The organism is Spirillospora sp. NPDC000708 (assembly GCF_040299565.1).
GTDB lineage: Bacteria > Actinomycetota > Actinomycetes > Streptosporangiales > Streptosporangiaceae > Spirillospora.
This window is the reverse complement of record NZ_JBEPCJ010000070.1, coordinates 1-23,255: the sequence shown is the minus strand read 5'-3', so window position 1 is coordinate 23,255 and position 23,255 is coordinate 1. Positions and strand designations below refer to the sequence as shown.

At 75.2% G+C, this 23,255-nt stretch carries 19 protein-coding genes; 8 read left to right on the top strand and 11 right to left on the bottom strand.

The window, feature by feature from the left end; all coding sequences use genetic code 11:
* Positions 1 to 23 precede the first annotated feature (23 nt).
* Positions 24 to 701 (bottom strand): 1-acyl-sn-glycerol-3-phosphate acyltransferase, encoded by a 678-nt coding sequence (locus ABT299_RS36895; protein WP_190851351.1) that lies wholly within the window; start codon positions 699 to 701, stop codon positions 24 to 26.
* A gap of 409 nt (positions 702 to 1,110) precedes the next feature.
* Here ABT299_RS36895 and ABT299_RS36890 point away from each other — a divergent pair, with 409 nt between their 5' ends.
* Positions 1,111 to 1,518 carry an STAS domain-containing protein gene (locus tag ABT299_RS36890; protein ID WP_347256481.1) on the top strand — a complete coding sequence of 136 codons (408 nt, stop codon included), beginning with the start codon at positions 1,111 to 1,113 and terminating at the stop codon, positions 1,516 to 1,518.
* A 52-nt stretch (positions 1,519 to 1,570) separates the two neighbouring features.
* Here the strand turns inward: ABT299_RS36890 and ABT299_RS36885 are convergent, their stop codons facing one another.
* Genes ABT299_RS36885 through ABT299_RS36855 form a run of 7 tightly spaced genes read right to left on the bottom strand, consistent with a single transcriptional unit; the run spans position 1,571 to position 10,856 of the window.
* Positions 1,571 to 2,443, bottom strand: a complete 873-nt coding sequence (locus ABT299_RS36885) for a glutamate ABC transporter substrate-binding protein (RefSeq protein WP_387024623.1) — start codon at positions 2,441 to 2,443, stop codon at positions 1,571 to 1,573.
* Between the two features lie 16 nt (positions 2,444 to 2,459).
* Positions 2,460 to 3,995, bottom strand: a complete 1,536-nt coding sequence (locus ABT299_RS36880; RefSeq protein WP_500253566.1) for a GlnX family signal transduction membrane protein — start codon at positions 3,993 to 3,995, stop codon at positions 2,460 to 2,462.
* Positions 3,992 to 4,711, bottom strand: a complete 720-nt coding sequence (locus ABT299_RS36875; protein WP_500253565.1) for an FHA domain-containing protein — start codon at positions 4,709 to 4,711, stop codon at positions 3,992 to 3,994. Before ABT299_RS36875 ends, ABT299_RS36880 begins: the two co-directional genes overlap by 4 nt.
* 4 nt (positions 4,712 to 4,715) lie before the next feature.
* Positions 4,716 to 6,146 carry a vWA domain-containing protein gene (locus tag ABT299_RS36870; RefSeq protein ID WP_500253564.1) on the bottom strand — a complete coding sequence of 477 codons (1,431 nt, stop codon included), beginning with the start codon at positions 6,144 to 6,146 and terminating at the stop codon, positions 4,716 to 4,718.
* A complete protein-coding gene (locus ABT299_RS36865; RefSeq protein WP_500253563.1) occupies positions 6,143 to 7,063 on the bottom strand; it encodes a PP2C family protein-serine/threonine phosphatase in 921 nt (306 codons plus the stop codon). The genes ABT299_RS36870 and ABT299_RS36865 overlap by 4 nt, the downstream gene beginning before the upstream one ends.
* A 2-nt stretch (positions 7,064 to 7,065) precedes the next feature.
* The gene (locus ABT299_RS36860; protein WP_500253562.1) at positions 7,066 to 9,612 is read right to left on the bottom strand and encodes a serine/threonine-protein kinase; all 2,547 of its coding nucleotides are present in this window, start codon (positions 9,610 to 9,612) and stop codon (positions 7,066 to 7,068) included.
* Positions 9,609 to 10,856 carry a hypothetical protein gene (locus ABT299_RS36855; protein WP_433145437.1) on the bottom strand — a complete coding sequence of 416 codons (1,248 nt, stop codon included), beginning with the start codon at positions 10,854 to 10,856 and terminating at the stop codon, positions 9,609 to 9,611. Before ABT299_RS36855 ends, ABT299_RS36860 begins: the two co-directional genes overlap by 4 nt.
* Before the next feature lie 297 nt (positions 10,857 to 11,153).
* On the opposite strand from ABT299_RS36855, the gene ABT299_RS36850 reads away from it, so the two are divergent.
* From ABT299_RS36850 to ABT299_RS36840, 3 genes are all read left to right on the top strand, one after another.
* Positions 11,154 to 12,554, top strand: a complete 1,401-nt coding sequence (locus ABT299_RS36850; RefSeq protein WP_190850914.1) for a hemolysin family protein — start codon at positions 11,154 to 11,156, stop codon at positions 12,552 to 12,554.
* Positions 12,542 to 13,558, top strand: a complete 1,017-nt coding sequence (locus ABT299_RS36845; RefSeq protein ID WP_190850916.1) for a hemolysin family protein — start codon at positions 12,542 to 12,544, stop codon at positions 13,556 to 13,558. Before ABT299_RS36850 ends, ABT299_RS36845 begins: the two co-directional genes overlap by 13 nt.
* A gap of 121 nt (positions 13,559 to 13,679) precedes the next feature.
* Entirely contained in the window at positions 13,680 to 16,799 is a 3,120-nt protein-coding gene (locus ABT299_RS36840; RefSeq protein ID WP_500253561.1) for a coiled-coil domain-containing protein, read from the top strand.
* On the opposite strand, the gene ABT299_RS36835 is transcribed toward ABT299_RS36840, so the two are convergent.
* The gene (locus tag ABT299_RS36835; protein ID WP_190850920.1) at positions 16,800 to 17,195 is read right to left on the bottom strand and encodes a phage holin family protein; all 396 of its coding nucleotides are present in this window, start codon (positions 17,193 to 17,195) and stop codon (positions 16,800 to 16,802) included.
* 108 nt (positions 17,196 to 17,303) lie between these two features.
* A complete protein-coding gene (locus ABT299_RS36830) occupies positions 17,304 to 17,825 on the bottom strand; it encodes a hypothetical protein (RefSeq protein ID WP_500253560.1) in 522 nt (173 codons plus the stop codon).
* Between the two features lie 196 nt (positions 17,826 to 18,021).
* Between ABT299_RS36830 and ABT299_RS36825 the strand changes: the two genes are divergently transcribed.
* Both ABT299_RS36825 and recQ read left to right on the top strand, forming a co-directional pair.
* Positions 18,022 to 18,675 (top strand): HAD family hydrolase, encoded by a 654-nt coding sequence (locus ABT299_RS36825; RefSeq protein ID WP_190850924.1) that lies wholly within the window; start codon positions 18,022 to 18,024, stop codon positions 18,673 to 18,675.
* Between the two features lie 46 nt (positions 18,676 to 18,721).
* Positions 18,722 to 20,560, top strand: a complete 1,839-nt coding sequence (gene recQ / locus ABT299_RS36820; RefSeq protein WP_190850926.1) for a DNA helicase RecQ — start codon at positions 18,722 to 18,724, stop codon at positions 20,558 to 20,560.
* Between the two features lie 25 nt (positions 20,561 to 20,585).
* Here recQ and ABT299_RS36815 read toward each other — a convergent pair whose 3' ends face one another.
* Positions 20,586 to 21,932: a flavin monoamine oxidase family protein gene (locus tag ABT299_RS36815; protein WP_190850928.1), complete on the bottom strand. Its 1,347-nt coding sequence runs from the start codon at positions 21,930 to 21,932 to the stop codon at positions 20,586 to 20,588.
* A 57-nt stretch (positions 21,933 to 21,989) separates the two neighbouring features.
* Here ABT299_RS36815 and ABT299_RS36810 point away from each other — a divergent pair, with 57 nt between their 5' ends.
* Together ABT299_RS36810 and ABT299_RS36805 are read left to right on the top strand one after the other, a co-directional pair.
* Positions 21,990 to 22,589 carry a TetR family C-terminal domain-containing protein gene (locus tag ABT299_RS36810; RefSeq protein WP_206699737.1) on the top strand — a complete coding sequence of 200 codons (600 nt, stop codon included), beginning with the start codon at positions 21,990 to 21,992 and terminating at the stop codon, positions 22,587 to 22,589.
* Between the two features lie 115 nt (positions 22,590 to 22,704).
* Positions 22,705 to 23,169, top strand: a complete 465-nt coding sequence (locus ABT299_RS36805) for a DUF5666 domain-containing protein (protein ID WP_387024640.1) — start codon at positions 22,705 to 22,707, stop codon at positions 23,167 to 23,169.
* The last annotated feature ends 86 nt before the right edge of the window (positions 23,170 to 23,255 follow it).

The following is a 23,255-nucleotide window of genomic DNA, read 5'->3' as shown; positions in this document are numbered from 1 at the left end:
AGGGCGGGCCGGGCGGGGCGCCCCTACTGCTGCCCCTCGTCGGCACGCTCGTTGTAGACGGGCGCGTACTCCTGGCCGGACATCTTCTGGATGGTCTCGACGATCTCGTCCGTGATGGCGCGGCGGGCCTTGGCGGGCGGGAGGTCGCGGTAGTGGGAGAAGTCCATCGGCGGGCCGATGCGGACGGTGGGGCGGGGCCCGAAGATCCGCGGCTTGGACGCCCCGATCGGCTGGATCTTCTCCGTGCCCTCCAGCGCGACGGGCAGGACGCGGGCGCCGGAGGCGAGGACGAGCCAGCCGACGCCGGTGCGGCCGCGGTAGAGGCGGCCGTCGGGGGAGCGGGTGCCCTCGGGGTAGATCGCGAAGGCGCCGCTGTTGGCGAGGACGTCGCCGGCCTGCTCCAGGGCGCCCATGGCTGCGCGCCGCGCGCCGCGCTTGACCGGGACGTGGCCGAGGTTCGTGAGGAACCAGCGGACGAAGCCGCGCTTGAGGCCGCCGCCCACGAAGTAGTCGGCCTTGGCGATGTAGGTCACCGGCCGCGGGACGGCCAGGGGGATGATGAAGCTGTCGATGAACGACAGGTGGTTGCTGGCCACGATGAGGGGCCCGTAGGCGGGCACGTTCTCCCCGCCGATCACCCTCGGGCGGAAAAGCAGCCAGAGGATCGGACGCACCACTCGCGTCATGAACGTGTAGAACACCCAGCCTCCTGTCATTCGCACCGCCACTGTAACCTCTGCGCCGATCCGTCCCCGGGTCAGCACCTGCTTTTCCCGCCGCACCGGACGTAAGAAATGGTTCAACCGCTGGTCACGGGGGGCGCCGGTGAACTATTGGGGGCCTTGATCCCGGGGTGGGACTTCGGTCACATTGGGGAGGTGCGGCAATCGTGAAACCATTTCCTACCATCCAGTAAGTTCCTCTGGAGTAAGTTATTCGGGCGACGGTCGCGGCACGCCGGGACGCACGGGACCGCGCACGGACGGGGCGCCGCGCGGCCCCGGCGGCCAGGGGTGTTACGGTCCGGGACGGGGGAGGGCGACCCGGTCCTTATCCCTGGAAGTGCTTGGATTGCGGGCACGGGTGCGCAATCCTGAGGAGTCACCTGAGGTGGGGTACCAGGTGCGCGGGACCGAGGCGCCCCCGGAGCCGGGGCGAGAGGTGGCCATGGACTTCGACATCAGCCTGATGAAGGACGAACGCTGCACCCTCGTCCGGGTGCAGGGCGACATCGACGTGGTCTCCCGGGCCCGCTTCGAGGAGGCCCTGTTCGAGGTGGTGGACGCGGGCGAGCCCATGGTCGTCGACATGCGGCAGGTCACGTTCTGCGACTCGACCGGCCTCAACGCGATCGTCGCGGCGAACCGGCGCGCCGGGGAGCGCGGCGGCACGGTGGCGCTCGTCGCGCTGCCGCCGCGCGTTCAGCGCGTCTTCCGCATCACCGGGATCGACAAGTTCGTCCCGATCTACGACACGCTGCGGGAGGCGATCGGCGCGCTGCCGTCCACCACGGCCTGACCGCGGCCACCCGCTGCCTGACCGCGGCCGGGCGCGCCGGAGGCGGCGGGCGTCAGCTGCAGCCCTCGAACTGCGGCACGCTCGTGGTGAGCTTGAGCCCCGACTTGCCGAACCACTTGGTCAGCAGCCGCGCCGCCGTCCCGTCCTGGTACATGTCGGTGATGGCCCGGTTGATCCGCTCGCAGCCCTCCAGGTCGCCCTTCTTCAGCCCGACGCCGTACTTCTCGTCCGTGAACGGCGCATTGATGATCTTGCCGGGGCGGCCGGCGGCGAAGCCGGCGAGGATCAGGTCGTCGGTCGACACCGCGTCCAGCCTCCCGGCCGCGAGGTCGCCCATGCAGGCGCCGTAGGTCGGCGCCTGCACCGGCACCGCGGCGATCTTGCGCTCCTCGATCACCCGCCGCCACGAGTTCGACCCGGTCACCGCGCAGATCTTGCGGCCCTTCAGGTCCCGGATCGCGTGGATCGCCGTGTTGCCCGGCGCGACCAGCGTGTCCTGGTGCGCGACGTAGTACGGGCCCGCGAACGTGACGACCCGCTTGCGGGTGGCGGTGATCGAGTACGTCGCGACGATCATGTCGACGGTGCCGTCCGCGAGGGCCTTCTCCCGGACCGAGGAGTTCGTCGTGCGCCACCTGATCCGGTCCTTCGGCACGCCCAGCCGTCCGGCGATGTAGGTGGCCACGTCGATGTCGAAGCCCTGGTACGTCCCGTCCTTGCCCTTCACGCCGAGGCTCGGCTGGTCCGCCTTCACGCCGATGGTCAGCGAGTGCTTGTGGGCGATCGTCGGCCGGTCCGCGCCGCCGAGCCCGCACGCCGACAGCGGCCCGGCGGCGGACAGGACGGCGCAGGCCAGGGCGGCGGTGCGCAGAAAAGTGGTGCGCCGGGAAGGGAGGCGGACGGAACGGGCACGGGTGGCGCGCATGGGGGGTCTCCTCCGGTCAGCGGAACTCGGCCAGCCGGGGACGGACCCCCGCGACGATCAGCAGCGCGATGACGGCGGCGGCGGGCGGGACGGCCTTCCAGCCGCGCAGCCCGCCGTCCGCGTCCTTGATCTGCCTGGTGAACGCGTCCTGGTGCACGGCGATCAGCGAGCCGAGCGCGGCGTCGTAGGCGTCGAAGTCGGGGATCGCGCCGGACTGGCGGCCCATCCGCAGCGCGATGGCGCCGGTGCGGTTCCCGGACGCCGCGAGCGACCGCATCCGCTGGTCGTCGCGCTGGACGACGATGTACGCGCGCAGCGTCCGCCGCACCGCGTCGGCCTCGCGGGCGTTCCGCGCCGAGGCGGCCTCGTCCGCGAGGAAGCCGAGGAACGGCGCCGCGCCCTCGCGCGGGCGGTACGGCCCCACCTTCTGCTCCAGCCCCGCGTAGTAGTTCTCCAGGTTCAGCGGCTTGTCGCCGATGTCCGGATAGACCACCGAGAGGGACTTGTCGAGGTAGGTCTGCTCATAGGTGTCGGCGCGGCCGGGGTCGAGGAGGTAGCGGCTCTCGTCCGCGAACGCGCTGTGGCTGATCGACCGCGCCCGGGACAGCGACAGCACGGAGTCGAAGCCGTCCTCCTTCGCCTTCCGGATGTGCCCCGCCTGCGCCGACAGCAGGCCCGCGCCGACGGCGGTGAGCGCCACGGTCCCGAGCGTCGCCAGGACGAGCGCCGGGTTCAGCAGCCGCCGGAACGTCCGCGCCAGGTACAGCTGCGTCGCGACCAGCAGCAGCAGCGCGACCACGCCCGCGACGACCACCCAGTCACGGCCCGCCAGTACCGACGTCCGCTTCGACTCGTACGCCTGCCGGACGTGCGCGCCGGTGTCGAGCGTGATGTTGTACGCCTTCGGCAGCAGCTCCAGCTTCATCAGGTCGGTCGCCTGCCGGTAGGCGTCGACGACCTCCTTCGGCGGCTCCCCCGCCGGATGGTCGGCCTGCTGGTTGAGCTGCATCGCCGACCCGACGAGCCGCTCGTACCGGCCGAGGCCGTCGAGGACGTCCTGGACGGTCTGCCGCAGCGCCGGGTCGCGCCCGGCGAGCTGCGCGGCCTGCACCGCCGCCGCGTCGGCGTCCGCGCGGCGCCGCTCGTAGGCGCCGATCATCTGGTCGTAGCCGCTGCCGAGGTCGTGCTGGCGGCCGATCAGCAGGATGTTGGAGACCTGCGCGTCCATGTCGCTGAGCGCGAAGTACAGCGTGCTGGTCGCGACGACCTGCGGGCCCGCGTCGTGCCCGATCGTCTGGACGGAGTCGCGCGCGTTCCCCACCGCGACCGTCAGCACGGCCAGCAGCGCGACGAGCGCGGCGAGGACGAGCGCGACGTGCGCGCGGATCCGGCCGGGGATCGTGCGCAGCCAGCGGCCGCGCGCGAACGTGGCGAGCCGCCCCCGCCGCGCCGGGGGAGCGGCGGGCACGGCGTCCGTGCCGGGCGCGGGCGCCGGCGTCGCGGGAGGGCGGGCGCCGGGCGGCGCCGCCGGCTGTGCGGGCGTCATCGTCATGGCGGGCCCTCCTGAAGGGACAGGGTGATGGTCGTCCAGGCGCCGACGTGGACGCGGTCGCCGTCGCCGAGGGGGACCGGCGTGTTCACCGCGATCGGGTCGGCGCCGCCGTTCACCGTCGTCCCGTTGGTGGAGCCGGGGTCGACGAGCAGCCAGCCGCCCTCGGGCCGGGCGAGCAGCACGGCGTGCAGGTGCGAGACGCCGGGGTCCTCGGGCGGGCCGCCGAGGTCGATCTCCGGGACGGTCGCGCGGGACGCGCTGCGCCGGCCGATCCGGATCTGCTCGCCGAGCAGCGGGACGCGGCGCTCCGGGCAGTACGGCGGGAACTCCAGCGACGCCGAGTCGGGGCCCTCCTGCGCGATCACCGAGGCGTAGTAGTCGCGGTCGGCCGTGATCACCGCGTGCCAGCGTGCCGGGGCCTGCGGCGCCGGGCCAGGGGCCTCACCGGCCTGGGCGGTGCCGGTCGCGAAGTCGTAGCCGCAGTTCTCGCAGAACCGGCCGCTGCGGGGGGTGCCGCAGTCGGGGCACGCCTCGGACTCCGGTGCCTCCTCCGGCGCCGGGCGGGAGGCCGCTCCCGCCCCGGCGGGGTCGGCGATCGAGACGGCGCCGTGCTCGACCATGGTGAACTCCGCGCGCTGCGCCCCCTCCATGAGGTCGCCGCACACGTCGCAGTAGTCGTCGGCGGCGGACACGTGCCCGTTCGCGCAGACCGGCATGGCCTCAGCTCCCGGCCTCGTCCGGCGGCGTGCCCGGCGGCGTGCTCGGGGGTGCGCTCGGCGGCTCGCCCGGGGACGCGCTCGGCGGCGCGCTCGGGGGCTCGCCGGAGGCCCTGGGCGGCACGTCGTCCTTGCGCGTCCGGGCCGTCCGGACGGTCCGCACCGAGCGGGTGTCGAGCGACATCTCGTCCGCCTTCGCCACGTCCGACTTCAGCCGGACGGTCCCCGTCGCCGGGTCGATGACGTCCACCACCTTGTCCAGCAGCCCCGCGATCTGCTCGTTGCCGACCTCGCGGGCGAGCACCACGGCGCGGCCGAGCCGGGCCGTCGCGGTGTCCTCGTCGCCCTCGCGCCGGGCCTCCAGCCCCTCCTGGATCGCGTCGGCCAGCTCCGACTGCCCGGTGTGGTGCGCGACCCGCCCGTTGATCCGCGTCGACCGGGCCTCGTCGTCGGTCCACTCGGCGAGGACGTTCCCGGACGCGAGCACCCGCTCGGCCTCGCCGCCCGCCCCCGGCGCGATCAGCTTCACCCACGCCGCGCGCATCTGCCGCCCGATGTCGCCCGGCGGGACCTCCACGCACAGGTGGTACTCGCGGTTCTCGCTGCCCCACGCGCCGAGCGGGTAGTCGACGGTCTGCGTCCCCGACTCCGCCCGCCGGGCCGTCAGGTCGTCCACGGTCGGCACCATCTGCTTGAGGAACCGCAGCTCCGCGTGCTGCGGCGTCCACACGCGCAGCGCCACGTCCGCGAGCTGCTTGCCCATCGCCGCCCGCGTCATCGCGAGGAAGTCGGCCTCCAGGTCCTTCGGGTCGGGGACGTCCAGGAACCCGCCCAGCAGCGCCGAGGTGATCTTGCGCAGCTCGGCGACCTCCCAGTCCGTGCCGACGCCGCGCGCGTCGCACAGGAAGTGCCCGGTGCACTGCCGCAGCGCCGCGTCCAGCTCCTCGGCGCTCTCGTGCTGGTTCTTGCCGTCGGTCAGCAGGATCGCGTGCTTGACGAGGCCGTCCTGCCCCTCGAACAGCCGGTCCGCCAGCCGCAGCCACGACCCGATCGCGGTGCCGCCCGCCGCGTCCAGCCGCGCGACCGCGTTCGCCGCGCTGCGCCGCGTCGACGCGCTCGCCTCGACCAGCCGCTCCCCCTGCGGGTAGATCATCCGCGGCCGGTTCGCGCCCGCGACGACCGCGAACCGCACCCCGTCCCGCAGCACCTCGACGGCCGCCTTCGCCGCGCGCCGCGCCGCGGCCATCTTGCCGCCGTACGACATCGACCCGGACGTGTCGATGATGATGACCTCCGCGGCGCCGCCCTCGGCGGGCGGTCCGGTGTCGCCGTCCGCGCGGGACTCAACGGTCACGATGGCGTGCATCTCGCGGCCGCCCGCCGGGAGGTAGGGGTTCTGGTCCACGCGGATCGTGAACTCGGGACGTTCGCTCATCTGCCGGGCTCCCTCGTCGGGTCGGGCGGCGGGAACTCGATGACCACCACCGTCACGTTGTCGTGTCCCCCCGCGTCCAGCGCCGCCCGCACCAGCCGCCGCGCCGCCCCCAGCGGCCCCGCCTCCCCGCCCGCCCCGCCGAGCGCGACCGACGCCAGCGCCGCCGCGTCCGGGAGATCGTTCCACAGCCCGTCGCTGCACATCAGCACGAGTCCCGGGCCGTCCGGCTCGAACGCGGCCACGTGCGCCTCGAACGCGCCCGCGTCCGCCCCCATCCACGCCGTCAGCATGTGCGCGCGGCGGTCCGTCCAGGCCGCGTCGGCGGTCAGCTCGCCCCGCGCGACCGCCCGCACCGCCCACGAGTCGTCCGTGGTCAGCGGGAACGACTCCGCCGCCGACAGCCAGTAGGCGCGGCTGTCGCCGAGCCAGGCGATCGTGACCCGGTCCGCCGCCACGACCGCCGAGACGAACGTGCAGGCCGGGCCGGGGCCGCCGGCGTCGGCGAGGGCCGCGACGGCCTCGCCCGCCCGCCCGGCGGCCTCCCGGGTCGCCTCGTCGGGGGCCGCGCCCGCCGCGATCCGGTCGAGCAGCACCGCCGACGCCGTCTGCGCCGCGGCGCGCGCCGCCTCCCGCGACCCCGGCGCCGTCGCGACCCCGTCGCAGACGACCCCGCACGCCCCGTGCGGCAGCGCCGCCAGCGCGAACGCGTCCTCGTTGCGGACGCGGCGCAGCCCCGGGTCGCTGATGCCGGCGCCCAGCGCGGGCCGCCCGTCCACCACCAGGTGGGCCTCGGCGTGCTCGTCGGCGCCCGGCTGCCGCAGCCCGCACCGCTCGCAGAAGCCGTCCGCCGTGACGGCCCAGCTCCCGCAGTCGAGGCAGGCGGCGTCCCCGCGCGCCGCGTTCCGGTGGCCCCTCATCGTCAGAACAGCGTCCTCGGGCGGACGGCGTTGGCGCGCTTCACCATCGCGTGGCGGTGTCCCGGTCCGTCCGCGAGCTTGGCGAGCACCCGGTAAGTCTCCTCCAGCTTCGCCCGCAGTCGAGGCTCTTCCAGCGGGATGCCGAGGATGTCCTTTTCCGGTCGCAGCTGCGCCGGGGTCCGGTCGGCGCGCAGCCAGCCGAGCGCGGCCTCCAGCACCTCCGCGACGAACGCCGAGTACCGCTCGGTGTCCAGCCGCAGCGACCGCAGCCGCCGCCCCGCCTCCACCAGCGCCGCCGCGTTCAGCTCCCCGGCCGGACGGCCCCGCACCGCCGCCCCGACCGCGCCGAGCTGCGCGGCCAGGTAGTGGCTGGAGATGCGCGGCACCGAGTCCAGCACGCGTCCCGCGCTGCCCCGGTCGCCGCCCGCCAGGTACGCGCGGGCCAGCCCGAACGCGGCGCTGACGTGCGTCGGGTCGGTGCGCCAGACCGTCGCGTAGAAGCGCCCGGCGGCCACGTGCTCGCCCAGCAGCTCCTTGCAGAAGCCGAGCGCCAGCTTCGGCGCCTGCTCGCCCGGCATCAGGTCGTACAGGTCGGAGAACACGGCGGCGGCGTCGGCGGCGCGGCCGTCCGCCAGCGCGCGGGCGCCCCGGTACCAGTCGACCCGCCAGTCGTCGGGCTGCTCGGCCTCCAGCTCCCCCAGCAGCCGCGCGGCGACGTCCAGGTCGCCCAGCTCGATCCGGACCCGGACCAGCGCGAACCGCACCTCCCGCGACGCCACCGGCGCGGCGGCCAGCGCCGCCGCGAGGTCCCCCGGGTCGCGGGCGGTCAGCCCGGCGAGGAACGCGGCGGCCGGGTCCGAGCCGTGCACGAGCGGGACGGGCAGCGCGATCGCCGCCGCGCCCGGCTCCAGCGGCGCCAGCACCGGTGTCGCGCCGTCGCGCGCCGGATCGGGGTCGATGATGTCGGTCCCGGCGGTGTGCTGCTCCGGGCCGAACAGCGGCGACGGCGCCGGACGGGCCTTCCCGTCCTCCGCCGACAGCACCTCGCGCAGCACCCCGGTCAGCTGCTCGGCCATCTCCGCCGCGCTCTGGAACCGGCGCGCCGGATCGGGATGCGTCGCCCGGCGCAGCAGCCGGTGGTACGACTCGTGCCGCTGGAACAGCGGCACCTCCTCGCGCGGCGGCAGGCTGCGCAGGTGCCGCCGCGTGTAGCCGCGGAACGGGAAGCTCAGCACGGCGAGGGTCCGGCCGACCGTGTACAGGTCCGACACGACCGACGGGCCCGACGAGCCGATCTCCGGCGCCTGGTAGCCGGGGGTGCCGAAGATCGGGCTGTCCACGTCGAACGCGCGCCGGACCCCGCCGAGGTCGATCAGCTTCAGCTGCTCCTCGGACTGGATCGCGTTGTCCGGCTTGAAGTCGCAGTACAGCAGCCCGACGCCGTGCAGGTAGCCGAGCGCGCTCAGCACCTCCAGGCCGTAGGCCAGCACCTGCCCGAGCGGCAGCGCCGCCTGGTCGCCCTCCTCCTCGCGGCGCGCGAGCAGGATCTCCTTGAGCGAGCGCCCGCCGACGTACTCCATCACGATGTAGCCGGAGTCGCCGTGCCGCACGAAGTTGTAGATCTTGACGATGTTGGGGTGCTCGACCTCGGCGAGGAACGCCCGCTCGGCCGCGGCGGCGGCGAGGGAGTCGGCGTCGCCGGTGTCCAGCAGGCCCTTCAGCACCACCCACCGCTCGCTGACGTTGTGGTCGCGCGCCAGGTACACCCAGCCGAGCCCGCCGTGCGCGAGGCAGCCCAGCACCTCGTACTGCCCGCCGAGCAGCTCGCCGGGCTTCAGCTTCGGGGTGAAGGAGAACCGGTGCCCGCAGGTCGCGCAGAACCCCTCGGTGCGGCCCGGCCGCCCGTCCCGGCCGCGGCCGACCTTCTCGCCGCACCGGCTGCAGTACCGCCGGTTCTCCGGGACCTCCGGGTTCTCCATGATCGCGGACGCGGGGTCGCGGAACGGGACCGGCGGCACCTCGACCAGCCCGGCGCCGAGCATCCCGCGCCGCGCGGACCCGCTGGAGCCCGTCCCGCGCGTCCCGCCGCGGGACGCGGTGCGGCCCGAGCTCCCGGACCCGCTCGTGGGCTCGCTGCGCGACCCGCCCGATCCGCTCGAACCGCCCGGCCCGCTCGAACCGCCCGGCCCGCTCGAACCGCCCGGCCCGGCGGTCCCCGAGGGGACGGACGGGCCCGTCCCGGGCGCGGGACCGCCGCCCGGCCGGGGCGCGGGCCGCTCGACCGACGTCGCCGGCGCGTTCACCACCGTCACCGGAGCCGGCGAGACGGGCGCCACCGGCCCGGACCCGCCGGACGGCGGCCCGGGCGGCGGCCCGGACGAGAGCGCGGCGGGCGGCCCGGGCGGCGGCCCGGGCGGCGGCCCGGCCACCGGGCCGGAGCCTCCCGGGTCCGCGGGCGGGGGCTCCGCCAGCGGTGCCATCCCGCACACGTCGCAGAAGCCGTCCTCGCCGACCTCTCCGGTGCAGCCGGGCTGGGTGCATCGGGTCATGTGGTCCCCGTCCCGTCGTTCTCGCGCGCCCTGATCGCGCGCTGGTACTCGGCGAGCAGCGCGGTCGCACGGCGCAGGTCGCACGGCGCCGACCACAGCACGTCCCGGGCCAGCCCGTGCAGCGCCGTGAGCGCCTCGTCCTCGGCGAGACCGAGCCGCGCCGCCTTCGCCCGGTACGCCTCCAGGCGGCCGCGCAGCTCGCCCCGCCGGTCGAGGAGCCCCTCGCTGAGACGCAGATCGTCGCGCGCCCGTTCCAGCGCCTCCGCCGCCGCGCTCTCCAGCGCCGCGACCCGGCCCGCCATCTCCACCCAGCGGCCCGCCTCGCGCAGCCGCTCCAGCGCGGCGAGCCGGTCCCGCAGCCCTTCCCCGAGCCCCCGCGACGGCGCCGGCACGTTCGGCGCGTGGATCTTCAGCAGCACCGTCGCGTGCGCCTCCCAGGCCCGCCGCTCGGTCTCCTCGACCCGCCCGATCGCCTCGCCGAGGCCCGCGACCAGCTCGGCGTACTCGTCGCGGAGCCGCGCCACCCCGGCCAGTTCGTCGCCGATCGACCGCAGCGACGCGCGGACCCGGTCCAGCCGCGCGGTGTCGGGACGGCCGTCCGGGCACAGCGACAGCGGATCGGTGCGGACCAGCCGGCCGAGCGACGTCAGCTCGCGGCCCAGCCGGTCCAGCTCCGGGTGCCGGGTGCCGTCGAGGGAGTGCGCCAGCCGCGCCGTCCGCTGCCAGCTCTCCTCCGCCTCCTCCAGCGGCTTCAGCAGCGCCGACCACGCCGCGTCCGCCGCCGCGACCTCCTTCGCCACGAACGCGAACGCGTCGGACATCATCCCGACCGCCTCGTCCAGCGTCGCGCGCTTCTCCTGCGGGCCGAGCAGCGTCCGGTCCTCGAGGGGGATCTCGCCGTCCGGCAGCTCCACCGACCGCCCCGACAGCATCCCGGTCAGCTCCACCAGCGTCGGCACGTCCGGGCGCGGCGACCGGCCGCGCAGCGCGCACGCCGCGTCCAGCACCCGCTGGTAGGCGTCGAAGACCCGCCACAGCAGCGTCAGCCGGTCCCGCACCCGCTCCCAGCGCCGCCACGTCTCGCCGGTGAGCCGGGCGCCCTTCAGCAGCCGGACGCCGGTGTGGCCGTCGAGCTCCAGCAGGGACGCCGCGATCCGCTCCCGCTCCGCGCCGAGCGTCCTGAGGGCATGGTCGACCCCCTCCCGGCTCATGGGCGCGGCGGCCCCGGCCCCGCTCTCGTCCACCTCAGCCCCGCGTTCGGTTCTCTCGGTCCCCGTGCGCACCCTCGTTCCGGCGGCCTGGGAGCAAAGGACCGTCCAAGTATCGGGCACGCTCTCCCCAACAAGTGTGATCCGTGACACTTGGCGACACAAGCGCCTGTCCTCGCGGGACAGGCCGCCGCGCCGGTGGGACGATCGGCGAGGGGCTTTACCCTGGTGCGCCGGGAACCTCGCCGCCCGAGGCGGCGTTACGCAGGTAGGCCCAGATGAGAGGAGTGGTGAGTCCGCGGTGTCGGACCCCAGTCATAGACCCGGTGCCCCATGCTGACGGCGGCGCTGGGAGTGCTCGCGGTGATCGTTCTCACCGCCGCGACCGGATATTTCGTCGCCCAGGAATTCGCCTACGTCGCCGCCGACCGCGCGTCCCTCGAGCAGGCCGCCGCGCGCGGCGACGCGTCCGCCCGCCGGGCCGTGAAGGTCATCGGCCGGCTGTCGTTCATGCTGTCCGGCGCGCAGCTCGGCATCACGATGACCACGCTGGTCGTCGGGTTCATCGCCAAGCCCGCCCTGGCCGAGCTGATCAGGCCGCTGCTGGACGCCGCGGGCGTGCCCGCGGGCGCCACCGGCGCGATCGCGCTGGCCGCCGGGTTCGTGCTGGCCACGCTGATCCAGATGCTGCTGGGCGAGCTGTTCCCCAAGAACCTCGCCCTGGCCCGCGCTGAGTCGCTGGCGCGCGCGCTGGCCGCGTCCACGCTCGTCTACCTGGCCGTGGCGGGCCCGCTGATCCGGCTGTTCGACCGCGCCGCCGAACGGCTGCTGCGCCTCGTCGGCGTCGAGCCCGTCGAGGAGCTGCACAGCGGCGCCACCCTGGAGGAGCTCGGCGACATCATCGGCAAGTCGCAGAGCTCCGGCCACCTGCCCGCCGACCTGTCCGGCCTCCTCGACCGCGCCCTGTCGTTCGGCGACCTCACCGCCGACGAGGTCATGGTCCCGCGCCCGCAGGTCAGCACGCTGCCGTCCACCGCGCCCGCCGCCGACCTCGTCGCGCTGATCCGCGAGACCGGGCACAGCGCCTACCCCGTGTACGACGGCGAGGTCGACGACGTCATCGGCGTCGCCGGGGTCCGCGAGGTCGCCGACGACGCGCTCGACCCGGCCACCCCGGTCGGGCGGATCGCCCGCCCCGCGCTGCTCGTCCCCGGCAGCCAGCCGCTGTACGGCGTCATCGAGCGGATGCGCGAGTCCGGCGAGGAGTTCGCCTGCGTCGTCGACGAGTACGGCGGCCTCGCCGGCATCCTCACCTTCGAGGACGTCGCCGAGGAGCTCGTCGGCGAGATCGCCGACGAGACCGACGCCCGCGAGGACGCCCCGACCAGCGGCCCCGACGGGTCCTGGCTCGTCGACGCCGGCATGCGCATCGACGAGGTCGGCCGCCTCACCGGCCTCGACCTGCCCGAGGGCGACGCCTACGACACCCTCGGCGGCCTCGTCATGGCCGAGCTGCGCCGCCTCCCCTGCCCCGGCGACCGCCTCACCGTCGCCCTGGACGGCGCGGCCGGGCACGCCGAGCTGGAGGTCGTCAGCGTCGCCCGCCGCGTCGCCGAGAAGATCCGGATCCGCACCGCCGCCGCCCCGGCGCCGTCCGGCCGGCCGGAGGTCTCCGACCCGCCGTGCGCCGCCGCGCCGTCCCCGGACGCCGAGGAGGTGTCATGGACCCGCTGACCTCCCTGCTCGTCACCGTCCTGCTGCTGATCGGGAACGGCTTCTTCGTCGCGTCGGAGTTCGCGCTCGTCGCCGCCAACCGGTCCCAGCTGGAACGCGCCGCCGGCAAGGGCAGCCGCCCCGCCGCGGCGGCCCTCGCGGGCGTCCGCGAGCTGTCGCTGATGCTCGCCGGCGCGCAGTTCGGCATCACGATGTGCTCGCTGGGCCTCGCGATCGTCACCGAGCCCGCGTTCGAGCACCTCCTCGAACCGCCCCTGCACGCCGTCGGCGTCCCCGATGCCGGCGCCAAGGCCGCCGCCCTCGCCTGCGCCCTCGGCGTCATCACGTTCCTGCACATGGTCGTCGGCGAGATGGCGCCGAAGTCCTGGGCGATCGTGAACCCGGAGCGCTCCGCGGTCCTGCTCGCGCTGCCGTTCCGCGGGTTCGCGAAGGTGTCGCGCCCGATCCTCGCCGCGCTGAACGCCACGACCAACGGGCTGCTGCGGCTCGTCCGGGTCACCCCCCGCGACGAGCTGGACAGCCACACCGACCCGGCCCGGCTCAGCCACCTGGTCGGCGAGTCCCGCCGCCTCGGCCTCATCGGGCGCCACGACCACGAGCTGCTCCGCCGCGCGATCTCCGCGCGCGAGGCGACCGTCCGGCACCTGGTCATCCCCGCCTCGTCGGTGACCACGATCGACGCGGGCGCGTCCGCCGCCGACATCCGCCGCACCGCGACCGCGAGCGGCCACAGCCGGCTCCTCGTCCGCGGCCCGGACGGCACCGCCACCGGCATCGTGCACGTCCGCGCCGCCATCACCGAGCCGGACGGCGACCGGCCCGCGGGCGAGCTCGCCTACCCGGCGCCGGCCCTCACCGCGGAGACCACCGTCCTGGACGCCGTCAGCCGGATGCGCCGCGCCCGCGCGCAGCTCGCCGTCGTCAACGGCGACCGCGGCGCGTTCGCCGGGATCGTCACGCTGGACGACCTCCTGGCCGAGCTCCTGGCCACGAATCCGCACTGACCGGTGAAGATCATCACGCGCGACCGCGGGGGCCACGAGTGATCGTTTCCATGTGAGACGTTAGACGCGGGCAAAAGGGGACACATACGGCCCCGGGTCGATCTGGGACGGGATGGCGTAGGTGAACCACTCAACGGAACCCAACGAGCCGGACGGCGTGCCGGAGCCCGAGCTCGACGCCCGTCCCGACCTGGAGACGATCCCGCTGGCCGAGGCTCCGGTGGAGGAGACGCCGGCCCTGGGCGTGGAGGAGGTCTCCTGGGGCGGTCCCGAACTCGTCGAGAACGTCTACGCGCCGCTGACGGAACAGTACGAGCATCTCCAGTCGGGCCTTGAGGACGACGCGCTCGGCTGGACGGCCCAGATCGACGCGCTCCGGGCGCTCCGGAGCGCACGTGTCGCCGGCGACTGGGAGACCCTTGCCCGCCTCCTCGTCGCCCCGGGCACCCTCGAAGAGACCGGCACCCTTGAGGAGACGGGCGCGGTCCGCCTCGTGCGGACGGCGGACGAGGCGGAGACCGTCCGGTCCCTCCTCGGGGATCTCAAGGCCGCCGGCGAGCGCACCCTGCTCCTCGCGCCCACCCCCGAGAAGGCCGCCGAGCTCCTCGAAGCCGTCCAGGACGACCCGGAGATCCGCACCCTCCTCATCGAGACCGGGCCGCCCCGGCCCGCCGCGCCGCCGCCCGCGCCGCCGACTCCGTCCGTGCCGCCCGCTCCGCCCGTCCAGCCCGCCCCGCCCGTCCAGCCCACCCCGTCCGTGCAGCCCGCTCCGCCCGTGCAGCCCGCCCAGTCAGACGAGACCCTCAAGCTTCCGACGCTCCCCGACGAGCCGCCCGCTGACGCCGCCCCGGCGGAGCCCGCCGCCCCCGAGGCCGTCCAGCCGCAGGAGGACGACGCCGCCGCGGCGCCGGCCCGGAACGACTTCGGATCCCACGGGACCGTCGAGTTCAAGCCGGTGACCGGCCTCCCCGAGCCCGGCGCTGGAGCGACGCGAGCCGAGCCCCTCCCCGGCGCGCGCGCTGAAGGCACGCCCGAGGCGGACGCCGCGGACGCGACGCGAGCCGAACCGCTGCCCGCCCCCGTGGGAGACGACCTCCTTCCCGGCGCGGACGCGACGCGCGCGGAGGCCCTGCCCGGCCCCATGGCGGACGACGAGCAGCCCGCCGCGCCGGAACATCCCCAACCCGGGGCAAGCCCGGACGTCCCCGCCTCGGCGGAGGCGACGGCGGCCCATGCGCTGCCCGGACGGCCAGGCGACGGCGCCGGAGCCCCGTCCGGCCCGAGCGCTCCGGACTCCACGGAGACCATGGCGCTCCCCGTCCCGGTGCCCGACGAGCAGAGCCCTGGCACCGCGTCGGCGGAACACGAGCAAGGCGAGGCCGGGGCGCGTCCTGACGTCCCGCCCGAGGAGAGCGCCGCAGAGGCGACGCTGAGCGATGCGTCCGGAGATCCGGCAAGGGAGACCGGCGCGCACGCGGAGGATGCGGCACCGGCGGCGGGCGGCTCAGACGCCCATGGCGGCATCGGCGCGGCCCTGCCCGGCGCGGCCGAGCGTCCTGCGGGAGACGGCGCCGATCCCGGCTCGACGCTGCCCGGGCCGGCCGATGAGGTCTACGAGCGCATGGAGGGCGTGTCCGAGGCCGCGGAGGCGCGCGCGCTGGGAGCCGCGTTGCGGGCCGTCGGCGAGGGATGGCCTCGGACATGGCGGGCCGAGGCGGGGGCGCTGCGGCGCGGGTTGATGCTGCTGGAGCAGTGGCCTCGGGACGCGGAGGCGCTGGCGGCGGTGCGGGCGGAGACGGCCGCGCGGAAGGAGGCGCTGGAAGCGGAGCTGGCGCGCATCGCGAGCGGGATCGAGGAGGCGCGGGACGCGGCGCAGAGCGCGGAGGAGCGGGCCGCCGAGGCGGAGGCCGAGGCCGAGCGCCTGGTCGCGGTGCAGCGGGAGGCGGAGGAGGAGCTGGCCGGTCCGCGCGCGGAGGCGGAGCGGTTGCAGGCGATCGCGGACGCGGCGGGCGCCGAGGCGAGCGAGCTGACGCGGGTGGCGGACGAGGCGTTCGCGCGGTGCACGCAGCTGGAACAGCGGGCCCATGAGGCGCAGAACGAGTTGCGGGACGCGCAGCAGGTGGAGGCGTCGCTGAAGGACGAGCTGGCGCGCGCGCAGGCGGCGTTGCCGGCGGCGATGGAGGAGGCGGACAGGCTGGCCGCCGTGGACGCCGACGCGTCGGCGGAGGGGCACGCCGCCTACTACCGGCTGGTGTCGGCGGAGTCGGCGCTGGCGGCGGTGCGGCGGAAGATGACGCTGACGCAGCGGCTGCATGTGGCGGCGCCGCCGTCGAACCTGCGGAGCGTCCGGGCGGAGGTACGGGCGCGGGCGCGGGAGGCGGACGAGGCGGCGAAGCGCGCGCAGGAGGCGAAGGACGCGGCGGAGCGCGCGGAGGCGCACCGGCAGGGCCTCGCGACGTTCGTGGCGGAGAGCGGGCCGCGGCTGGCGACGGCGCGGGAGGCGCAGGAGCGGTTGACGACGGAGCTGGCGTGGCTGGCGACGGAGCGGGAGACGGCGGGCGCGGAGCACCAGGAGCAGGCGCGGCGCGCGGCGGAGTCGGTGGACCGGGCGACGCAGGCGGGCCTGGAGGCGCGGGCGGCGCAGCAGGCCGCCCGGGTGATCGAGGAGCGGGTGGAGGCCGCGCGGACGGGCCGCGAGGAGGCTCTCGCGGCGGTCGAGCGAGCGCGGGCGGACGCGGAGGCGGCGGTGGCACGCGCCGCCGAGGGACGGACGGAGCTCGACCGGCGCGGCGCGGAGGGCGAGGCGGAGACGGCCGCCGCCGAGGCGGACCTGCGGGCGGCGGCGGAGACGGAGGCGCGGTCGCGGGAGAAGGTCCGGGAGGTGTTCGGAGCGGACCCGGCGGACGATCCCGAGGTGTTCGGGGAGCGCCGGCGGGCGGCGATGGCCCGGATCGAGGAGCTGGGCGGGCTCCTGGGAGGCGGCGAGGCGGACGGCGCCGCGCTGCTGCCCGCCGCGGACCTGGTGGTCGGGACGCCGGTGGGCGTGGGGGCGGCGGTGCCGGGCGAGCGGTTCGGCACCCTGGTCGCGGTGGGCGCTCTCGACGACGCGGACTTCCTGGTCGGCGCCGTCAGGGCGGCCCGCTGGGTCCTCGTGGGCTCGCCCGATGACGAACAGCCGGGGCACGGCGTGTTCGCGCGTTGCGCGGTCGCCGCACCCCGGCTGGTGGGGGACGGGAGCTAGTCAGTCCCGGTCGTCGTCATCGTCGTCGTCGCCGGGGACGAGGACGTGCAGGAGCCAGCCGACGACGCCGACGACGATCGCGCCCCAGAAGGCCGGCCAGAACCCGCTGACGTGGAACGGCAGGTCGAGGCGGCCGGCGAGGGCGCTGGTCAGCCAGAGCAGCAGGCCGTTCACGACGAGGCCGATGAGGCCGAGGGTGAGGATGTAGAAGGCACAGCCGAGCGTCTTCACGATCGGCTTGATGACGGCGTTGACCAGGCCGAAGATGACCGCGACGCAGAGCAGTGTCAGCGCGCGGTGGGCGGTGTCCCGGCCGGTGAGGGTGATGCCGTCGATCAGCGCGGTGGCGGCCCAGAGGGCGATCGCGGTGATGACGACCTTGATGAGGATGCGCACACCACGAGGATCGTAGGGCAGGACGCGAAATTCATCCCTCTGCGTGGCGATTCGCCATGGGTGCGGCTCATCATCCGGAACGACTGGGGACGGCCCGGCGGGCGGGCGTCAGTCGGCGCGGTCGAAGAACGGGGAGCGGGCGGAGACCTGGGAGCGGGGTCCGCCACGGGGGGCCTGCGGGCCGGACGCGGCGGGCGCCGGGGCAGGGGCGGGGGCGGGGCCGGACGGCGCGGCGGCGCCCTGGCGCGACAGCGGCGGCGCACCCGCGCCGGAACGCGCCGGCGGCGCGGACGGCGCGGGGCCGCCGGTCTGCCGGACGCGGGCGAGCTCGCGCTGGAGCCGGCGCTTCTCCATCTCGAGCGTGGTCAGCGACTCCTCGTGCTCCTCGCGCAGGTAGCGCAGGTCGCGGCGGGCGCGCAGGATGCGGCCGGCGCCGGCGAAGGTGAGCATCACGCCGACGACGAGGACGACGGCGACGGCCGCGCCGGCGAGGAAGACCTGCCACTCGTTGTGGATGCCGGGGACGGCCTGGCCGAAGGCGGTGAGGTGGGAGGGGTCGGTGTTGTCCATGATGATCCCGGCGGCGACCGCGACGGCCGCGGCGAGCAGGAGCAGTCCGATGAACGCCATGTGCAGATCTCCTCTGCGGTGACTCCGGAGGGGGTACGGAGGCCCACCACCATGCCAGACGCGAAGCCGATCATGTCGAATTCGTCGGATAAATCCAGGTCAGGGGCTATTAGTCCGATTGATGACCCGAGGTTGCCCGCCGAGCGCGGTGGGTAATGATCGTTGCCGTAGGCGGCGCCGATTCCCGGGAGGGGCCATGCCCTTGGAGGCCATCGTTTTCGACCTGGACGGCGTGCTGATCGACTCCGAACCGGTGTGGGAGGAGGTGCGGCGCGGCTACGTCGCGTCCCACGGCGGGCGGTGGCTGCCCGACACGCAGCGGCGCCTCATGGGCATGAGCACCGTGGAGTGGGCCCGCTACATCGCGGCCGACCTCGTCGACGGCGTCACCGCGGAGGAGGTCGCCTACGCGGTGATCGACGAGATGTCCCAGCGGTACGCGGCGGGGCCGCCGCTGCTTCCGGGCGCCGAGGACGCCGTCCACCGGCTCGCCGCGTTCCGCCCGCTCGGCCTGGCCAGCTCGTCGCCACGCGCGCTGATCGACCTGGTGCTCGGGCAGCTCGGCATCGAGTCGCTGTTCCGCGCGACCCTCTCCACCGAGGAGGTCGACGCCGGAAAGCCCGCACCGGACGGCTACCTCGCCGTGGCCGGTCAGCTGGAGGTCCCGCCCGAGGAGTGCGTCGCGGTCGAGGACTCCAGCAACGGCCTGCGCTCCGCGCACGCGGCCGGGATGACGGTGATCGCGATCCCGCGCGAGGCGCACCCGCCCTCGGACGACGCGCTCGCGCTCGCCGCGCACGTCGCGAAGGACCTCGACGAGCTGACCCCCGCCCTGCTCACCGCCCTCTGACCCCATCCCGGGGACGGCTGTCGGCGGGCGCTCATAGTATGGGCCGATGGCCTCCCCCGACTTCCTCGAGACCCCGGAGACACTGGACACGCTGCGGCGCGTGTTCGGGTACGACGCGTTCCGGGACGGGCAGCGGGAGATCATCGAGCATGTCGTCGGGGGCGGGGACGCGCTGGTCCTGATGCCGACCGGCGGCGGCAAGTCGCTGTGCTACCAGATCCCGTCGCTGGTCCGGAAGGGCACCGGCGTCGTGATCTCGCCGCTGATCGCGCTCATGCAGGACCAGGTGGACGCGCTGCGCGCGCTCGGCGTCAACGCCGGCTTCCTCAACTCCACGCAGGACCTCGACGAGCGCCGCGTCGTGGAGGCCCAGTTCCTCGCGGGCGAGCTCGACCTGCTCTACCTCGCGCCGGAGCGGCTGCGCGTCCCGGCGGCGGTCGAGCTGCTCGACCGGGGCGACGTCGCGCTGTTCGCGATCGACGAGGCGCACTGCGTGTCGCAGTGGGGGCACGACTTCCGGCCCGACTACCTGATGCTGTCCGGCCTGCACGAGCGCTGGCCGGACGTGCCGCGCATCGCGCTGACCGCGACCGCGACGGAGGCGACCCGCGCCGAGATCGCGTCCCGGCTCCGGCTGGAGGACGCCCGGCACTTCGTCGCGAGCTTCGACCGCCCGAACATCCAGTACCGGATCGAGCCGAAGACCGACGCGAAGCGGCAGCTCCTCCGGCTGCTGCAGACCGAGCACCAGGGCGACGCGGGCATCGTGTACTGCCTGTCCCGCAACTCGGTCGAGAAGCACGCCGCGTTCCTCACCGAGAACGGCATCGAGGCCCTCCCGTACCACGCGGGCCTCGACGCGGAGACGCGCGCCGCGAACCAGGCGCGGTTCCTGCGCGAGGACGGCCTCGTCATCGTCGCGACGATCGCGTTCGGCATGGGCATCGACAAGCCGGACGTCCGCTTCGTCGCGCACCTCGACCTGCCCAAGTCCGTCGAGGGCTACTACCAGGAGACGGGCCGCGCCGGGCGCGACGGCCTGCCGTCCACGGCCTGGCTCGCCTACGGGCTGCAGGACGTCGTCAACCTCCGCAAGATGATCGACTCCGGGGAGGGCGACGCCGCGTTCCGCCGCCGCCAGTCCCTGCACCTGGACGCGATGCTGGCGCTCTGCGAGACCGTCGAGTGCCGCCGCGTCCAGCTGCTGAACTACTTCGGGCAGTCCGGCGAGCCGTGCGGCAACTGCGACACGTGCCTGTCCCCGCCCGAGACGTGGGACGCGACCGTCGCGGCGCAGAAGGTGCTCTCGGTGATCGTCCGGCTGGAGCGGGAGCGGCGGCAGAAGTTCGGCGCCGGCCACATCATCGACATCCTGCTCGGCAAGAAGAACGCCAAGGTCATCCAGTTCGACCACGACGCGCTGAAGTCGTTCGGCATCGGCGCGGAGCTGCGCGAGGCGGAGTGGCGCGGCGTCGTCCGGCAGCTGCTGGCGCAGGGCCTCGTCGCGGTCGAGAGCAACCACGGCACGCTGGTGCTGACCGAGGCGAGCGCGGACGTGCTGCGCGGGGAGCGCACGGTGCCGATGCGCCGCGAGCCCGAACGGGCCCCGGCGAAGGCGGCGAAGGCCGCGAAGGAGCGCAAGGCGCCCGTCGAGCTGCCCGCCGAGGCGGCGCCGCTGTTCGAGCGGCTCCGCGCCTGGCGCGCCGCCACCGCCAAGGAGCAGGGCGTCCCCGCCTACGTGATCTTCCACGACGCGACGCTCCGCGAGATCGCGACGGCGCGGCCGTCGTCGCTCGCCGAGCTGGGCAAGGTGAGCGGCGTCGGCGAGAACAAGCTCGCCAAGTACGGCGAGCAGGTCCTGGAGACCCTCGCCGAAACGGCCTGACCAGGGGTCCCGCCGAGAATCCTCATCAGGTGAGGGCGGCGGCGACCTCGCGGGCGGCCCGGTGGCCGGACTCGACGGCGCCGTCCATGTACCCGGCCCAGCGCGTGGCGGTCTCGGTGCCGGCCCAGTGCAGCGGCCCGACGGGCCTGCGCAGGGCGGGGCCGAACCGCGTCAGCGTGCCGGGCGTGGCGAACGCGCCATAGCAGCCCCGCGAGTACTCCTCCTCCGCCCAGTCCCGCTCGATGAACGCGATCGGGTCGCGGGCGCGCGGGCCGAAGTACCCGGCGAGGTCGGCGAGGACCCGCTCGCGGCGGGACGCCGGGTCGAGCCGCGCGGCGGCGTCGGCGTGCCGGCCCTCCAGGAACCCGACGAGCACCCCGGGCGCCCCGCCCTCCGGGGTGTTGTCGAAGACGACGGCGAACCCGCGGCGGTCGCTGTTGGCCTGGCCGCTGAAGCCGTCCGCGCGCCAGAACGGCTCGTCGTACACGACGTTCACCTTGATCACGCGGCCCATCGGCAGGCGCTGGACGAGCTGGTCGCGGTCGCCGGGCAGGCCGGGCGCGTACCGGACGCGGGCGGCGAGCGGCGGCGGGACGGCGATGACCGCGCGCCGCGCCCGCACCTCCGCGCGGGGCGTGCGGAGCCGGACGGAACCGTCCGTCCACTCGATCTCGGTGACGGGCGCGTTCGGCACGACCCGGTCGCCGAGCTCGTCGGCCAGGGCGAGCGCGATCCGCTGGGAGCCGCCGGAGACGCGGTCCTGCTGCGCGCCGCCGGTCGTCTCGATCAGCGGGTCGAGGCCGCCGGCGGACGCGACGTAGAAGCCCGCCCACAGCGCGGACATGTCGTCCGGCTCCGCCGCGAACACCGCCTGCGTGATCAGCCGCATGAACGAGCGGCCCGCGCGCGTGTGCAGGTTCCGCCGGATCCAGGTGCCGAACGTCCGGCCGTCGAGCCGCGCGGCGTGCGCGGCTGCCCACGGCTCGTCCACCGGGATGCGGCGGGCGAGCCGGTCGAGGCGCGCCGAGCCCTGGCCGATGTCGAGGATCGCGGCCGGGGAGAGGCGCGGGACGCGCCCCGCGTACTCGCTGCGGCGCCCGCCGAACTCGGCGATGTGCCGTCCCTCGTCGTACGTCGGGTAGGTGGTGAGGCCGAGGTCGCGGATCAGCGCGAGCACCTCGTCCTGCCCGGGGCCGACCCACTGGCCACCGACCTCGATCGGCCCCCCGCCGGGGAGCTCGCCGTTCAGCAGGCGCCCGCCGACGCGGTCGCGGGCCTCCAGGACGACGGCGTCGTGCCCGTCCCGGACCAGGTCGCGGGCCGCGACCAGCCCCGCGGCGCCCGCTCCGACGATCGCGACCTCGGCCTCCATGGCGCCTCCCATACGTACCGAATCTCACATACGTCTTGTATGTGTTATACATGCCGCGTGGAGCATGTCAAGAGCCGGCGCGAGCAGTACGTCGAGAGCACCCGCACGGCCCTCCTCGACACCGGACGCCGCCACTTCACCGAGCGCGGCTTCGCCGACGTCTCCGCCGAGGAGCTGGTCCGCGCCGCCGGCCTCACCCGCGGCGCCCTCTACCACCACTTCAACGGCAAGCAGGGCCTGTTCGAGGCCGTCTTCGAGGAGTTCGAGGACGAGGCCGCCCAGCGCATCGCCGCCGCGGTGGAGGGCGCGGGCGGCGACGCGTGGCACCGCGGCATCGCCGGGATCCGGGCCTTCCTCGACATCTGCGCCGAGCCCGGCTACCGCCAGATCGTCCTGCTCCAGGGCCCCATCGCGCTCGGCTGGCAGCGCTGGCGCGAGCTGGACCAGCGCTACCTCGGCGCCCTCCTGGAGGACGGCCTCACCGCGATCCTCGGCGCCGCCCCCGCCCACCCCCTCCCGCTCTCGGCCGCCGCCCTCTACGGCGCGCTCACCGAACTCGCCCTCACCATCGCCGACGCCGCCGACCCCGCACAGGCCCGCGACCAGGCCGTCCAGCTCGTCGCCGCGATGCTGAAGGGCCTGCGCACCTTCCACTGAGCCCTCCACTGAACGGCGTCGGGAGGACGCGCACAGGAGGCGTACGGCCGATTCCCAGGGTTCTCCCAGGATCCGCCACGGACTCCTACCAGCCGGCCCCGCTTCAATGGCCACCATGCGAACCAACAGGAAGACCATCGCCGCCGGGGCCGGCGCCGCCGGACTGCTCGGGCTCGGCCTGTACCTCGCCGTCCCCGCCGCCGCGAACTCCGCCCCGTCCCCCTCCCCCTCCGCGACGACCGCCGCGCCGAAGGAGCACCCCGGCCACGGCAAGCGCATGGCCGCCCTCCGCCGCGTCCGCGGCGTGCACGGCGAGGCCACCGTCCGCACCAAGGACGGCTTCCGCCTCGCCGACTGGCAGCGCGGCACGATCACCGGCGTCTCCGGGACGACCCTCACCGTCCGCAGCGCCGACGGCGCCACCTGGACCTGGACCACCAACGGCGACACCCGCGTCCGCAAGGACGGCGGCAAGTCGACGCTGTCCGCGCTCACCGGCGGCGCGCAGGTGTTCGTGCTCGGCGAGCGCTCCGGCGGCACCCGCACCGCCAAGTTCGTCCGCCAGCCGAAGAAGGGCTGACTGAGGAGTACAGGGCGGCCGCCCCGGCCCGCCGCCAGGATCGGCGCGGGGGCGGGGCCCCGCGGGCCGGGGGGTGGGTGGGTCCT

Excerpts from the sequence above, each read along its gene's own strand:
- ABT299_RS36885 (WP_387024623.1), bottom strand. The coding sequence starts at position 2,443 with ATGCGCGCCACCCGTGCCCGTTCCGTCCGCCTCCCTTCCCGGCGCACC.
- ABT299_RS36880 (WP_500253566.1), bottom strand. The coding sequence starts at position 3,995 with ATGACGATGACGCCCGCACAGCCGGCGGCGCCGCCCGGCGCCCGCCCT.
- ABT299_RS36875 (WP_500253565.1), bottom strand. The coding sequence starts at position 4,711 with ATGCCGGTCTGCGCGAACGGGCACGTGTCCGCCGCCGACGACTACTGC.
- ABT299_RS36870 (WP_500253564.1), bottom strand. The coding sequence starts at position 6,146 with ATGAGCGAACGTCCCGAGTTCACGATCCGCGTGGACCAGAACCCCTAC.
- ABT299_RS36865 (WP_500253563.1), bottom strand. The coding sequence starts at position 7,063 with ATGAGGGGCCACCGGAACGCGGCGCGCGGGGACGCCGCCTGCCTCGAC.
- ABT299_RS36860 (WP_500253562.1), bottom strand. The coding sequence starts at position 9,612 with ATGACCCGATGCACCCAGCCCGGCTGCACCGGAGAGGTCGGCGAGGAC.
- ABT299_RS36850 (WP_190850914.1), top strand. The coding sequence starts at position 11,154 with ATGCTGACGGCGGCGCTGGGAGTGCTCGCGGTGATCGTTCTCACCGCC.
- ABT299_RS36845 (WP_190850916.1), top strand. The coding sequence starts at position 12,542 with ATGGACCCGCTGACCTCCCTGCTCGTCACCGTCCTGCTGCTGATCGGG.
- ABT299_RS36830 (WP_500253560.1), bottom strand. The coding sequence starts at position 17,825 with ATGGCGTTCATCGGACTGCTCCTGCTCGCCGCGGCCGTCGCGGTCGCC.
- ABT299_RS36825 (WP_190850924.1), top strand. The coding sequence starts at position 18,022 with ATGCCCTTGGAGGCCATCGTTTTCGACCTGGACGGCGTGCTGATCGAC.
- recQ (WP_190850926.1), top strand. The coding sequence starts at position 18,722 with ATGGCCTCCCCCGACTTCCTCGAGACCCCGGAGACACTGGACACGCTG.
- ABT299_RS36815 (WP_190850928.1), bottom strand. The coding sequence starts at position 21,932 with ATGGAGGCCGAGGTCGCGATCGTCGGAGCGGGCGCCGCGGGGCTGGTC.
- ABT299_RS36805 (WP_387024640.1), top strand. The coding sequence starts at position 22,705 with ATGCGAACCAACAGGAAGACCATCGCCGCCGGGGCCGGCGCCGCCGGA.